Source organism: Actinospineispora spinosispora DSM 44797, assembly GCF_000429025.1.
Classification (GTDB): Bacteria; Actinomycetota; Actinomycetes; order Mycobacteriales; family Pseudonocardiaceae; genus Pseudonocardia; species Pseudonocardia spinosispora.
In genome coordinates this window covers 1-13,750 of sequence record NZ_AUBB01000021.1, presented here as the reverse complement: position 1 = coordinate 13,750, position 13,750 = coordinate 1, and the positions used below count along the sequence as shown (strand labels likewise).

Below are 13,750 nucleotides of genomic sequence, written 5' to 3'. Positions count from 1 at the left end.
TGGGCATGCAGCGACGGGGGCCGAGCGTGTCGAGTTCGCCCGGCCCCCGTCTCCTGGGGACGTCTTTGTCACGCGGTGATGCCTTCGGGCGCGGCGGCCCTACGCCCGGGCCGCGACGCACCTCTCATCATCACTGCCGGATCGCCGAGATCTCCAACGTCAGGTCGGTGGCGTCGCCGACCAGCTGCAGACCCCCGGGCAGCACGGCATTTCCCGACACACCGAACGTGGACCGGGGAACCCGGGTGTGTGCACGGAACCCCAGGCGGAAATTGCCATAGTGGTCCTCACCGTCCCCCAGGAAGTACAGCACGAACTCCACGTTTCTCGTGACACCGTGAACGGTCAGCTCACTGGCCAGCAGGTAACGCTCGCCGTCCACCTCCAAGCCCGTGGAGCGCAGAAACGCCTTCGGGTACCGGTCAGCGTCGAAGTAGTCAACGCTGCGCAGGTGCTCGTCCCGAGCCGCGGTCCCGGTGGTGAGCGAACCGACCTCGACCTCGGCCGTCACCGAGGACTTCGTCAGGTCCTCGGCGATCTCGATCTCGCCGGTGAACGCGGGGAACGTGCCGCGTACCCTGGCCGCGACGAACCGGGTCGCGAAACCGACGGTGGAATGAACCGGATCGACCGCATAACGGCCGGCCGGAATCTCTATACCCATCTCGTGCCGACCCCCGACCCAGTTCAGTTCTTGGTGTAGGCGTCGGCGATCTGACCCACCAGCACCGCGAACGGCATGTCCAGAGCCGCGTAGACATCCGCGGACAACGGGTGGGCATTGTCACCCAGAATCTCGACCATCACGTTGGAGTAGTCCACCGGGATGACTCCGCCCTGAACCATCCGGGCCAGGCCGGCTTCCCGCTTGGTCTGCCAGAACGTTCCGGATGCATCGATCGCGGCATAGGCATCGAAGCCCTCGGCCGTTGCCGCCAGCGCCGGCAGCGCCAGACACACCTCGGTCGACACCCCGGAGATGATCAGTTTCTTGCGCCCGGTCGCCCGGATCGCGCTCACCACCCGCTCGTCATCCCAGGCGTTCACCGTTGACCGATCAATCACCTGCAGCTCTTGGGGCAGTACCGCCGCAAGCTCGGGGATCAGCGGACCCCACATGCTCTCGGCAGCCGTCGTGGTGACCACCAACGGCAGCCCCAACACCTGGGCGGCCTTGGCCATCCCTACGACGTTGTGCTTCAGCTCGCCCACCGGGATGTCCCGAACGCCGCTGTACAGACCCACCTGGTGGTCCACCAGCACCACCGCGGCGTTGTCCCGAGTCAGCCGCTCGGTGAACTTGTTTCCGGACATCACTTCTCCTCACATCGAGAACGCATCTGATTGGTAGTACGGTGCCGGTCAGGACGCGGCGAAGCGCGCACTTCCGACACGATCGCGCAGGCATGACCGCCGAGACGCTGCACATCGACAGCGTCCAGGAACTCCGCGACGTCCGGATGGTCTTGAGCGCCCGCCAGATCGAGCCCGGACGGTCCGCGCCGCCGGCGGGCATCAACCCTCACGGAGAGTTGACCCCTGAGCGAACGAGGCATCGAACCGGCACCCCACCGACATCAAGGACCATCACCAGCTAGTCGATTAGACATTTTCCATGACTATCATGGATCGGCGACCATCGCAAGATCTGTCGGACGGCGGCCGCGGCGGGGCACCGTGGCCGACCGGTCGACGAACTCGACCCCCGTCTGGTGTTCTACCTGGTCCTTGACTGCTCCTCAGCTCGTCATGGCAGTTGCCCTCGTCTCTGACCTGACGCGGATCCACCTACCTCAGCTCCCAATGTTCACTGCCCGTTGCCCAGCTATATCGTCATATTAACGGACTAACTAATCGGGGCATAGATCGACTACAGTCGCAACTCGTTCGACTCGGCCGGTGAGGCGTCTGCAGCGCCGGGGCTCGCGTATCACGCTCCCCCTGTCACAGCGGCGAAGCGCCGTGTCCCTCATCGAACTGAACCTGCTCGCCACAGCACGGTCATGATCACCACCGCATGAGGGCTGATCTCGGGCCGAGGAACAACCCTCAGGCGGTGGTGATCTCCTGGCGGCGCCGGATGTCCATTCGGTGTCGAGGAGCTATCGGCCTCCTGGGATCAGCAGTCGGCGAAGTGCTCGACGGCAGGCATCGCCGACATCAACGGCGTCAGATGGGCAGCGAACTTGCTGAATCGCTCCGTCTTGACGAAGTTTTCCTCGTGAGCCTCGACCGAGTCCCACTCGACCACCGCAACAAATCGTGACGGGTTCTCCACACCTCGAGTCAAGCGGACCGACCGAAAACCTGCTGACGCAGTCAGCAGATCTTGCACGTGCCGGTATGCCTGAGCGAATTCCTCCGCGCGTCCGGGCTGTACATCCAGGGTGGCAATCTCAATGATCACGAACGAGATCCTAGGTGTCGATATTGACAGGGCATTGACGACTTTCCGTCGCCGCGACGCTCGCCACCCGTCAACGTGAGTCATAATTCCGCTTCAGGCGACGACACCTCGGGCCGCCCACGCCGTCGCACTGATGTCGAACGGACCTGCCGGTAGCTCCTCCCGGCACTTTTCTCGCAAGGCGTTTCGACCGCTCTGGTTCAGCCTGGAGACGTATTCGCCGGCGCGGCCGATCCCCAGGAGGTACGGCTCCCACCATTCGTCGAAGGACGAGTACCGTACGCGCACGGTGAGCGTGCCCGCCTCCACCCGAGTCAGACGCGTTGATTCGAATAGCTGGACCAGGTGCCCACGCCACGTCCCGGCCCGTCTCGGCTCGCCGGCACACCCGGGATCGAGTGCTGTTACGGCCCGCCAGAATCGGCTGGTCGGCGCACCGCCCTCCGCATGATCCCAGACGCAGGCGGCGACGGTACCGCCAGAACGAGTCACCCGCGTCATCTCCGCCAGGCCGGCGACCGGGTCGGCCATGAAGTGAACGACGAGTTGCGCGACGCAGAGGTCGAATCGACCCTCTACGAACGGCAGCTCCTCTGCCACCCCCGCGCGAACGTCCACTCCGGGGAGGGCGATGCGCAACGACGCAACGAACGACTCCGACGGATCGATCGCCGACACCGCGTCGGGCCCGAGCCGCCGAGCCAACACATTCGTCACCGCGCCTGGTCCACAACCGACGTCCAGCGCGAGCCGAAGCTCGTTCCTGGAGTTCCCACCCGCGAACTCCAGGAACGGCGGAGCCAGTACCCGGGAATAGCGGCCCATATAAAGGTCATACGATGTGTCATCAGTCTCGAAACCCATATTTCCACACCCCGAAAGTGCCTGCTCCGGATTTTCTCTGACCCTTGCCGTAAACCGGAACGACGATTCACCCAGCTGACTCCTCGCCGAGCCGGTCCTCGAGTTCCACCGGAGAGCAGTCTCCGTCGATTTCCCAGGGAGAGCGGCCGAGGGCCGAGTGGATCAGCGCCAGACGGTGGTCCAGGGCGCGGTTCACCCTGGTGGCCAGCTCGTGGACGTCGGCGCCGGGGAGGCCGCGTTCGCTCTCCTCGTCCAGCGCGCGCCTGCGCGCCACGAGCAGATCGATCGCCGGCTCACGCAGCTCCTCGACACATCTCAGGACTACGTTCCAGTTCGCGTCAGCGGCAGCCACGTGCCGGCGGCACGTGAAGGTGCCCCAGGCCGTATGACGGCGCTGATCGCCGGCAATCTTCTTGAGCATCCGCGTCATCCCGGGCAACGCTCCGGTTCCGGCCAGAATTTCGTGCCACATCTGGCAGCCGGCCAGCGCAAGGGTCCCCTCGACGATCTGGCTGTACACCACGGATGCGCGAATCTGAGCCGCCGGCGACGAATCGCCCAGCAGCGCGAACGCGGTCGTGGATTGGGCCTCCGCGAAGATCGCGGTGTGGTCGGACCGGTCCTCGACGTACTCGTGCAGTTCTCCGGTCAGCCCGATGGCGTCGTGCCACAGCCGAAGGCCCCGGACATGCTTGGCCTCCTCGAAGGCGTACTGGCTCAAGTAGAGTTCGTCGGCCAGCCGCCCCTCGGCCGCCGCGGCCCGCGCGAACGGCTCGACATCCCGTGTCGCGGGCTCCATGCCAGCCACCAGCCCGGCCACCAACATGCGCACCGTCTGCCGGGCCGACACATCCATGGATTCGAAGTCCTCGATGTCCTGGGTGAAATCAATATGATCGGGAATCCAGAACTTCTGGTTCCCCAGACGCAGTAGATACATGGGAAACGAATCGATCCGCAGGCGGCCCGAGGGCAAGCCGACGAGCTCGTTCTGTCGTGTTTCGATCGACAAGGTCCTCGACCAGGTGATGGACAACGATACCGGTCTCCTCCGCAAGCTGGGTGTACCAGCTTGACTGGTCGAGATCAGCATTCTGTCAACATGGTGCGACTCCACAATCACCAGATGACTTTAGGGTTGAAAGTTCGTCGACCAACGATCGCTAAAGTTCGGTGATTCACCTCTGAGACAGTTGCCTTGACCTACTCGGAGTCCACAGTGGGGGAAATCGGATGTCGCACACAGCTACCGAGTCACAATCGCCCGAACACTACTTACCTCGCGTACAGACGCTGGCACCCGTACTTACCGCGGCGGCGGGCGAGGAAGAGGACCGGCGCGAGCTGCCGCGTGGCGTCGTCGCCGCGTTGCGCGAAGCCGGCCTGTTCCACATGCTGCTACCGCGCCGGCTCGGCGGCGGCGAGCTCGGCATTCTCAGCTACCTGCGCGTGGTCGAGGAGATCGCAAAACATGACGCGAGCGCCGCGTGGTGCATCAATCAAAGCGCCGGCTGTTCCATGGTTTCGGGCTATCTCGATCACGCCGTGGCGCGTGACATATTCGGAAAACCCGACGGGGTGCTCGCCTGGGGCCCCGACCCCGGTGGACACGCCCGAGCTGTCGAGGGCGGGTACATCGTCAACTATTCAGGCCAATACGCCAGCGGCAGTCGCCACGCCACGTGGCTCGGCGCACACTGCCTCGTCGATGAGCCCGACGGTACGCCACGACGGAATGCACGGGGTGAGATTGAGCGGCGTACCGTCCTTTACCCGAAATCACAGGCCGAGATGAAAGACGTGTGGCATGTCATGGGCCTGCGCGGGACCGGCAGCGATTCCTTCGTCCTGCGCGACCTGTTCGTGCCCGCCGCCTACACCTGCCTGCGCGACGTCGAGTCCGAACAACTCGACTCGAGCCCGATCTACCGACTCCCCGGTGGCATGGTGTTCTCCTCCGGATTTGCCTGCGTCGCTCTCGGGATCGCTCGCACCGTCGTGGACTCTTTCCTAGACCTGGCTCAGAACAAAACGCGCATCGGCATCGACCACGCGCTGCGCGACGACAGCGTCGTCCAGTCAGAGGTGGCGCAATGCGAAGGCAGGCTGCGTGCGGCGCGTCTCTATCTGCGGACCACGGTAGCGGAGGTCGCCGCCCGTCTGGAGGACCAGATGTGGCCGACACTCGAGCAGCGCGTCGCCCTTCGGCTCGCCTCGACCTACACAATTCATCAGGCGAAGGAAGCCGTGGATATCGTCTACGACGCCGCCGGCGCGTCGGCCATCTTCGAGAGCCATCCGTTTGAGCGACGGTTCCGCGACATCCACACCCTCGCGCAGCAGGCACAGGGCCGTAAAGCGCATTTCGAGGATGTCGGGAAGTATCTTCTGGGGCTCGATCCGAGGCCGACGTTCCTGTGAAACCGCACGACCGGGTCGCCGCTGTCCTGGCGCGAGTTCGTCAGACCGCCGAGGGCAGACCGGTGATCAGCTCCGGATCGGTGGCCAGGATGCGGGCGTGGATGCGTTGCAGGCCGGGACCGGGTCGGACGCCGAGGTCACTGGCTAGCCTGCCACTGACCTCGCGATAGGCGGCCAATGCCTCAGCCTGGCGGCTGAGTCGATACAACGCCAGCATGAGCAGTTCCCACAGCCGCTCCCGATAAGGGTGCTCCACCACCGCTGCCTTGAGGTCGGCGGCGGCGTCGGCGTAGTTGCCGATCTCGATGTCCACCGTCAGCCGTTCCTCGGTGGCCTCGATCAGTAGCTGCTCGAGCCAGGTTCGCTGGTGGCTGAAGAATGGTCCATTGATGTGACCGAGCCCGGTCAGCGGGGTGCCCCGCCACAGGGACAGCGCTCCAGCCAGCTGGCGAGCGGCATGGTGCGGTTGGCCGAGCCCCCATACTCGCTGGGCTGAAGCGACGCCTGCCCGGAAATTGTGTAGATCGATCGCGGTCGGCTCCACCAGCATGCGGTAGCCGTCCGCCTCGGTGCGGATGTCGAGCGGTCCGGAGGCTCCGTCAGCCACGCCTGCCAGAATGCGGCGTAACCGGGAGACGTAGGTGCGAACCGTGGCATACGCACCGCGTGGTATCTCCTCGCCCCACAATGCCCGGACGATCTCGCCCAGCCCGAGGCGCTCTCCATGCCGCAGTAGCAGCATCGCCAGCAGCGCTCTTTGCTGAGGTGAGCCGACGGAGATCTCCCGCTGGCCACACCACATTTCCACCGGCCCCAGCAGTCCAAATCTAATCGGATCGGTCACGTGCGTCCCCTTACACTTTACGGTGACGATCGCCGGCCTACTACGTCATCTCGTTGCCGATGTGTAAGCCAGCCTAACTTGCAGACTCTTAGAACTACTCATTCGCCCCGTTCGTAGTCGCCCAGTAGTGTCGGACGACTGCAATAACATAGACATGGGTGGGGCGTGGAATTGCCGTCACGCCATTTCGTAACGGCGTTTCCGCAATTTTTCGACGCCGGTACGCGATAGGGCGCGATTACGTGTTGGAGATGCCACGGCGCGGAGCACTAGATCACAGCCTCGATGAGCTGAGGATGCGAATCACGCATGGCAGTGCGGAGAACCTTGTCGAGGGCTTCGACGTTGTCGACGCGGTGGGCCTCGACACCCATGCCTTCGGCCAGCTTCAGCCAGTTGGGCTCGGGGTTGTGCAGGTCGAGCAGACTATGCGCCTTGTGCCCGGGCCGGCCCGCGCCGAGCAGCGTGAGCTCCTGCTCGAGCACCTGATACGAGCGGTTGGCGTAGATGATGGTGAGTACGTCGAGATGCTCACGTGCCTGTGTCCATAGCGCCTGCAGGGTGTACAGGGCGCTGCCGTCGCCTTCGAGGCTGACGACCTTGCGGTCCGGACAGGCGATCGCGGCCCCAGTTGCCAAGGGAAGGCCGCCGCCGATCGCGCCGCCGGTGCATTGCAGCACATCGTGTGGCGCCGCTCGACCGAGCAGCGGATAGGCGCCGAAGCTACTGGTGATGGCCTCATCGCTGATGATCGCGTTCTCGGGCAGGTGGCGGGAGACCAGCCGGGCGATCTTGTATGGGTCGAGCGGACCGCTGCTGAGTGGCTCATGACGATCGCACTGTTCGGCGGGCGGCCGCATCCCGGTGGCACCGACGGCGTCTGCCAGCGCGTTCAACGCGGCGGTGCCGTCCTCGTGGGGATGGGCGAGCGTCAGCGTCGTGCAGTGTTCGGGGGTCAGCTCGCTGGGCTGGTCAGGGTAGGCGAAGAAGGCGACGGGCGGCTGGGAGCCCACGAGAATCAGGGTTTCGACGTCGTCCAGGTACCTGAGTGCGTCAGCCGCCCGGTAAGGCATGCGATCGACCACCGCGCGGCCCGCGCCACGCTCGACCCGGGGAGCGAACGTGTCACTGACGAGCCGTGCACCGGTGGCCGCGGCGATCGAGCCGGCCGCGCGCAGACCGGCACCGTGCAAGGCGTCACCGCGAAGCAGCAGGGCGCAGCGCCCACGACGCAGCGCACGGGCCGATTCGGTGACCGCCGTATCGGCCACGGACGCCGGTGATGGCGCCGGTAGGGCGGGCGCGGGACGCTCCGCCTGGCTCCAGGCAGTGTCCGCCGGAAGTATCAGCGTGGCGATCTGTCCGGGCGGGGTTCGCGCGGCACGGACCGCCCGTGCGGCGTCGGCCGCGACGGTCCGGGCGCTGCGAACGGCATGTACCCAATGCGAGACGGGCTGGGCGAAAGCCTCGACGTCGGCGGTCAAGGGAGCGTCGAAACGCTGGTGGCCGGTGGCGTGGTCACCGACCACGTTGACTACCGGTGACTGGGCTTTACGAGCGTTGTGCAGATTGGCGAGCCCGTTGGCCATCCCTGGCCCCAGATGTGTCAGGGTGGCGGCCGGCTGCCCGGTCATGCGGGCGTAGCCGTCGGCGGCCCCGGTGACCACTCCCTCGAACAGGCCCAGCACAGGGCGAATTCCGTCGATCCGATCCAACGCGCTGACAAAATGCATCTCCGAAGTGCCGGGGTTGGCGAAACACACTTCAATACCGTTATTGACCAGCGTATGAACAAGACTTTCAGCCCCGGTCAGCTCGTCCGCCATAACAGCTCTCCATTCACCATCACGGGTCTTCCGCCGTTCTCAAAAAAATGCACTCGGACCACCTCAACGCCATACCCGAGGAGGAAGCCCACATCTCGCGCTCGATCACGGCGCGCCCGACAGCGTGGCACTCCCGGTGAGGATGCACGCTTACCTCAGCCATCTTATGTGCCTCAGGTTGAAATATGGCCCCTAGTTTGCCGCCGGGGCGCCGCGTTCGTAGCATCTGATGCCATGGATACGCTTGATCGTGAAATTCTTGACCTCTTGCAGACCGATGGTCGGCTCCCGAACCTGGAGCTTGCACATCGCGTCGGCCTCAGCGCCTCACCCTGCCTTCGACGCGTACGACGCCTCGAAGATGAGCGGATCATCGTCGGCTACCGCGCCGTCATCGACCCGAGGGCAGTCGGCCGCAGCTTCGACGTCCTGGTCTACATCGACCTGAGCCCCATCGACGAGAGCACGATCACCGCTTTCGAATCGGCGGTCCAAGACGTCGAAGACATCGTCGAGTGCCACCGAATGGTCAGTAAACCTGACTACCTGTTACGCGTCGCGGTCGCCGACCTGGCCGCTTACGAACGCTCCTACATCACCCATCTGGCCACTTTGCCCGCCGTTTCCCGTATCACCTCACAGATCGCCATGAAGACGGTGAAGCCAGGTGGCCGCCTACCGATCAAGCCGAACGAGCGACGGAACAAGTGAGCTCGTCTGCCGCGCCGTGAACGTCGCGGATCGGAGGCGGGGGACGCCGGGGACGTGCGGATCAACACGTTGTCGAACCTCGCGTGGTTCGCTCGTCGTCCCCAGTACCCGGTCGAGACGAGGGCCCGTGACCGCCGCCGAAGCGACTACCTCTCCTGTTGTCCTGGGCGCGTTGAGCCCGGCCGACCTGCTGGAGCGCGCGGCAGCCTTGCGGCCGCTACTGCGCGAGCAGGCCGGCTCGGCCGAGGCGACCCGGCGCATGCCCGACGTGGTGACGGACGCACTGGCCGAGGCCGGTCTGTTCCGGATGCTGGTGCCTCGGCGGCTGGGTGGACATGAGAGCACCATCGGCACCGTGCTTGCGGTGGCCGAGACACTGGGGACGGCCGACGGCTCGGCATCCTGGGTGGTCGCGCTCGAGTCGGTCTCGCAGTGGCTGGCCGGACGGATCTCCCGGGAGGCGCAGGAAGAGCTGTTCGGCGTGGGCTCGACCGCGTTCCTGGCCGGGGGCGGCACGCCGGCCCTGGCTCGACCGGTGCCCGGTGGGGTGCGGGTCAGCGGGCGGTGGTCCTACGCGTCCGGTGCGCACCACGCCGACTGGGCGACGGTGGCTCTGCTGCTGACGGACGAGGACGGCGCGGCGGTCGGTGGTGGGATGGGTCTGGTGCCGGTCGACGAGCTCACCCTCGAGGACACATGGCACACCGTGGGTATGCGCGGCACCGGCAGCAACACCTGGCTGGGCGAGGATCTGTTCATCCCCGAACACCGGTTTCTGTCCATGACGCGGCTGGTCGAAGGCACCTGGCCGGCGCCTAGCGACGAGGCGATGTACCGACTCCCCTTCGCCACGCTGGCCACCGCCGCCCTGCTGGGCCCGTTGCTCGGGCTGGGCCAGGCCGCACTCGACCTCGTCGTGGAGCAGGCCTCGGCCAAAGGCATGCACCATACGTTCTTCACCCGCCAGGACGAGTCGGTCGGCTTCCAGATCCAGATCGCCCAGGCGGCCCTGCATCTCAAGACGGCCCGGCTGCACGCCTACAGCGTCGCCGATCAGCTGGACGCCAGCCTCGTCGCCGGCCCCGACGCGGATGCCGGAGGCCTCGGGTACCTCGCCCGAGCCGAGATGCGGGCTCAACTCGGCTATGCCGCCCAGCAAGTGCTGCACACGCTGCAGATCCTGCTCAACGCACACGGCGCCGCCAGCTTCGCCGAGTCCAACCGGCTGCAACGCTACTGGCGGGACGCCAACACCGGCGCCCGGCACGCCGGCCTCAACTCCTTCGTCGGATATGAGATCCACGGCAAGGCGATGCTCGACCGGCCCGATCAGATCAGTCCACTGGTCTGATCGACAGGTGCGGACCGCACGGTCAGCGGACGTGGCGCGGGGCCCTTCGAGCTGCCCGAAACCGAGCGGGCTGAGCCGAACCATCGAGGGCCGAAGAGGCGGCGCGGAGGATGCGATGACCAATGCGGAGCGGGATGAACAGGGCGGTTCGGACGGAGACATCGGCACGCCCCGACCGACTCGGAGTGGCCGGTGGGACGCCCACGCGTTCGAGAGGTCCGCCCACCTGACGGTGCGGCGTCTGGCCCGGCATGTGGAGCGCAGCGAGGCGGGTGAGACCCCGGTGCTGCGTCGGAGACCGCCGGGTGAGATTGCGAGGCTCCTGGACATCCGCCGCTACCTGCGCGAGGGCGGCATGACAGCGGAGTCCTACAAAAGGTTCCTCGATCGTTACCTCGACGAGGGCGTCCGCATGCATCACCCGGCCTATCTCGCCCACCAGGTCGCGTCCCCAGATTTCCCGGCCGCACTCGGCGACCTGATCCACGGCGTCACCAACAACGTCATGTCGATCTACGAGATGGGCGCTGCCGCCGCGACCGTCGAGTTCGAGGTACTGCGATGGATGCTGGACAAGGTCGGATTCACCCGTGGCGCGGGCGTACTCACCCACGGCGGTTCGCTGGCCAATCTGACGGCGTTGCTCGCCGCCCGGTCCTCAGTGGCGCCGAATGCCTGGACGGATGCGGTCGGGGGCACGTTCGTACTGTGGGCGTCCCCTGCGACGCACTACTCGCTGACCAGGGCGATGGGCATTATCGGGCTCGGCGCGGACAATGTTCGCCCTCTGCCGGTGGACGAATGGGGACGCATCGACTCCACTCGGCTGCCGGAGATACTGGACCACCCTCAGCCGGCGATCGCGCTGGTTGCCAATGCGTGTACCACCGGCAGCGGTCTCTACGACGACCTCGTCACCGTCGGTCGGTTCTGCCGTGAGAACGGCATATGGTTCCACGTCGACGGAGCTCACGGGGCGTCAGCGCTGTTGTCCGACCGGTATCGGCACTTGCTCGACGGGATCGAGCTCGCCGACTCGGTCGTCTGGGATGCACACAAGATGCTGCGCACGTCCGGGGTGGCCGCCGCGGTGCTGGTCCGCGACGAGGCCGCTCTCGATGCGGCGTTCCGACAGCAGGCGTCCTATCTGTTCTACGGCGACCAGGGTTTCGACCAGCTTCGGCGGACGGTCGAAGGGACCAAGGCGGCGCTCGGACTGAAGATATTCCTCAACCTCGCCTGGCGCGGTGAACGGGGTCTCGGAGACTATGTCGCCCAGTGCTACGAGACCGCTCATCTGTTCTGGCATATCGCCCGACGGCGCGCCGGATTCGAACTCCCTTACGAACCGCAGAGCAATATCGTCTGTTTCCGGTACGGCACAGGTGACCATGCGCGGCTGCGTCAGGTACTCATGGACGAGGGCAGCTACCACCTGAGCTCGACCGAACTGGCCGGCCGACGCTACCTGCGACTGACGGTCATGGCCCCGGCCACCTGCCGCACCACCCTGGAATCCCTGCTCGATCGGATTGTTGCGCTCGACCAGCGCGTCACGGACTCGGCCGATGAAAGGTGACCTCGCTGACGAACGTATCGAAGGCCGCTCCGAGCAGGCCCACGATAACGAAACCGTCTTGACGAATCATTGATCGGGTTGTGTTGCGCTGAACCTCATGCAGCGGTCAGAACGAGTAAGGCTGGGCCGGGAGTTCGTCCAGAATCCGCACGAGCTGTATCGGGAGCTACGGTCCGATGCACCGGTGAGCCCCGCGCTGGCCTGGGGTGGAGTGCCGGTGTGGCTGGTCACCGGTTACGACGAGGCCCGGCAGCTGCTGGGCGACCCCCGGCTCGGCAAGGACTTCCACCGCGTCATCGGGTTGTTCCCGCCCGAGCTGGCCGGTGCGCACTCCACGCCGATGTCCGAGCACATGCTCAGCGCCGACCCACCCGATCACACCCGGCTACGGCGGCTGGTCAGCAAGGCCTTCACCGCTCACACCGTGACGCGCCTTCGCCCGGCCATCGAGCGCATCGCCGACGACCTGCTCGACGCCATGTCCGGGGACGCGGCCGTCGACCTGATCGAGGCCTACGCGCTGCCGCTGCCGATCCGGGTGATCGGCGCCATGCTCGGGGTACCCTCGGCCGATCACCCACGGTTACGCGACTGGATCGACCCGTTGCTGGTCGACCAGGCTGATCCGACGAAGTACGTCGAGGCGCAGACCGAGCTGGCCGTCTACCTGGTTGAGCTGATCGCCGACAAGCGGGGACGGCCCGACGAGGATCTGATCTCCATGCTGATCCGAGCGACCGACCAGGGCGACCAGCTGACCGAGACAGAGCTGATCAACATGATCTTTCTGCTGATCGTCGCCGGCTACGAGACCACCGTGAACCTCATCGGCAACGGAGTCTTCGCCCTGCTGAACGACCCGACCCGATTGGACCAGCTGCGGACCGAGCCCACCCTGCTGCCCGACGCCGTCGAGGAGCTGCTGCGGTTCGACAGTCCGCTGAACACCGCGACCAATCGCTACACCACAGTGCCGGTCACCATCGGGAACGTCACCATCCCGGCAAACCGGCTCGTACTGATCTCCCTGCTCGCGGCCAACCACGACGACACCCGTTTCCCCGACCCCCACACCGTCGACCCTCGGCGCCCGAGCAATCCCCACCTGGCGTTCGGCCACGGCATCCATTACTGCCTCGGCGCCCCGCTCGCTCGGCTCGAAGGCCGGATCGCTCTCGGCAGGCTGATCGAACGCTTCCCTGGTCTGACCCTCGACCCGGCCGCGCCGTCGCCGGTCTACCGCAATAGCACCTTGATTCGCGGTCTGGTCACGCTGCCGGTGCGGTTGAGTCGCTCGCGGGTCTCAACCGGCCCCGGTCTGTCACCCGGGAATGTCACTCTCGCCGCGCGCAATCGCCACGAGCCAGCCTCATGACGTCAGGGCTCCACGCCCGCTTCCTCGACCGGCCGGGACTGTTCCAAGATCGGTGTTTCCGGCCCGACACGCCGGGCTGAGGTCCGGCGGGATGGGCACTGTGAGTGATGACATCGGACCTTGTGAGTCCAGGCAAGCGTGACGAGAAGCCGGCGCGGTTGTCGCCGGAGCAGGCCGCCGCGGCGGCGATGGTGGCCGAGGCCAAGGCACGGGGATTGGCGTTGACTGGCCCGGACGGTCTGCTGAAACTGTTCACTAAGAACGTGCTGGAAGCGGCGCTTGACGAGGAAATGACCGAGCATCTCGGGCACAAGAAAAATCAGGCGGAGCCGGACCGGGACTCAACCAATGTGCGAAACGGAAGTCGGTCCA

General features: G+C 65.7%; 13 protein-coding genes. 6 read left to right on the top strand and 7 right to left on the bottom strand.

The window, feature by feature from the left end:
- Nucleotides 1-130: 130 nt before the first annotated feature.
- The 5 genes from G406_RS0108550 to G406_RS0108525 all read right to left on the bottom strand — a co-directional run bounded on the left by G406_RS0108550 (nt 131) and on the right by G406_RS0108525 (nt 4,307).
- Nucleotides 131-664: a YceI family protein gene (locus tag G406_RS0108550; RefSeq protein WP_028933498.1), complete on the bottom strand. Its 534-nt coding sequence runs from the start codon at nt 662-664 to the stop codon at nt 131-133.
- Between the two features lie 23 nt (nt 665-687).
- The gene (locus tag G406_RS0108545; RefSeq protein ID WP_028933497.1) at nt 688-1,314 is read right to left on the bottom strand and encodes an isochorismatase family protein; all 627 of its coding nucleotides are present in this window, start codon (nt 1,312-1,314) and stop codon (nt 688-690) included.
- Nucleotides 1,315-2,119: 805 nt separating this feature from the next.
- On the bottom strand, nt 2,120-2,407 hold the full coding sequence (locus tag G406_RS0108535) for an antibiotic biosynthesis monooxygenase family protein (RefSeq protein WP_028933495.1): 288 nt from the start codon (nt 2,405-2,407) through the stop codon (nt 2,120-2,122).
- Nucleotides 2,408-2,500: 93 nt separating this feature from the next.
- Nucleotides 2,501-3,232 carry a class I SAM-dependent methyltransferase gene (locus G406_RS0108530; RefSeq protein ID WP_211241080.1) on the bottom strand — a complete coding sequence of 244 codons (732 nt, stop codon included), beginning with the start codon at nt 3,230-3,232 and terminating at the stop codon, nt 2,501-2,503.
- Nucleotides 3,233-3,338: 106 nt separating this feature from the next.
- On the bottom strand, nt 3,339-4,307 hold the full coding sequence (locus tag G406_RS0108525) for a R2-like ligand-binding oxidase (RefSeq protein WP_169736650.1): 969 nt from the start codon (nt 4,305-4,307) through the stop codon (nt 3,339-3,341).
- 197 nt (nt 4,308-4,504) lie between these two features.
- On the opposite strand from G406_RS0108525, the gene G406_RS0108520 reads away from it, so the two are divergent.
- A complete protein-coding gene (locus G406_RS0108520; RefSeq protein ID WP_028933492.1) occupies nt 4,505-5,692 on the top strand; it encodes an acyl-CoA dehydrogenase family protein in 1,188 nt (395 codons plus the stop codon).
- A gap of 40 nt (nt 5,693-5,732) precedes the next feature.
- On the opposite strand, the gene G406_RS45585 is transcribed toward G406_RS0108520, so the two are convergent.
- Nucleotides 5,733-6,536: an AfsR/SARP family transcriptional regulator gene (locus tag G406_RS45585; RefSeq protein ID WP_245607055.1), complete on the bottom strand. Its 804-nt coding sequence runs from the start codon at nt 6,534-6,536 to the stop codon at nt 5,733-5,735.
- Nucleotides 6,537-6,805: 269 nt separating this feature from the next.
- Nucleotides 6,806-8,362: an acetolactate synthase large subunit gene (locus tag G406_RS0108510; RefSeq protein ID WP_211241079.1), complete on the bottom strand. Its 1,557-nt coding sequence runs from the start codon at nt 8,360-8,362 to the stop codon at nt 6,806-6,808.
- Nucleotides 8,363-8,596: 234 nt separating this feature from the next.
- Here G406_RS0108510 and G406_RS0108505 point away from each other — a divergent pair, with 234 nt between their 5' ends.
- The 5 genes from G406_RS0108505 to G406_RS45570 all read left to right on the top strand — a co-directional run.
- Entirely contained in the window at nt 8,597-9,073 is a 477-nt protein-coding gene (locus G406_RS0108505; protein WP_028933490.1) for an Lrp/AsnC family transcriptional regulator, read from the top strand.
- Nucleotides 9,074-9,200: 127 nt separating this feature from the next.
- Entirely contained in the window at nt 9,201-10,424 is a 1,224-nt protein-coding gene (locus G406_RS0108500) for an acyl-CoA dehydrogenase family protein (protein ID WP_084215879.1), read from the top strand.
- 115 nt (nt 10,425-10,539) lie between these two features.
- The gene (locus G406_RS45580; protein WP_051341826.1) at nt 10,540-12,003 is read left to right on the top strand and encodes a pyridoxal phosphate-dependent decarboxylase family protein; all 1,464 of its coding nucleotides are present in this window, start codon (nt 10,540-10,542) and stop codon (nt 12,001-12,003) included.
- 97 nt (nt 12,004-12,100) lie between these two features.
- Nucleotides 12,101-13,378: a cytochrome P450 family protein gene (locus G406_RS45575; protein WP_084215877.1), complete on the top strand. Its 1,278-nt coding sequence runs from the start codon at nt 12,101-12,103 to the stop codon at nt 13,376-13,378.
- Between the two features lie 107 nt (nt 13,379-13,485).
- The coding region (locus G406_RS45570) for a transposase (protein ID WP_037075765.1) at nt 13,486-13,750 on the top strand (265 nt) is incomplete at its 3' end.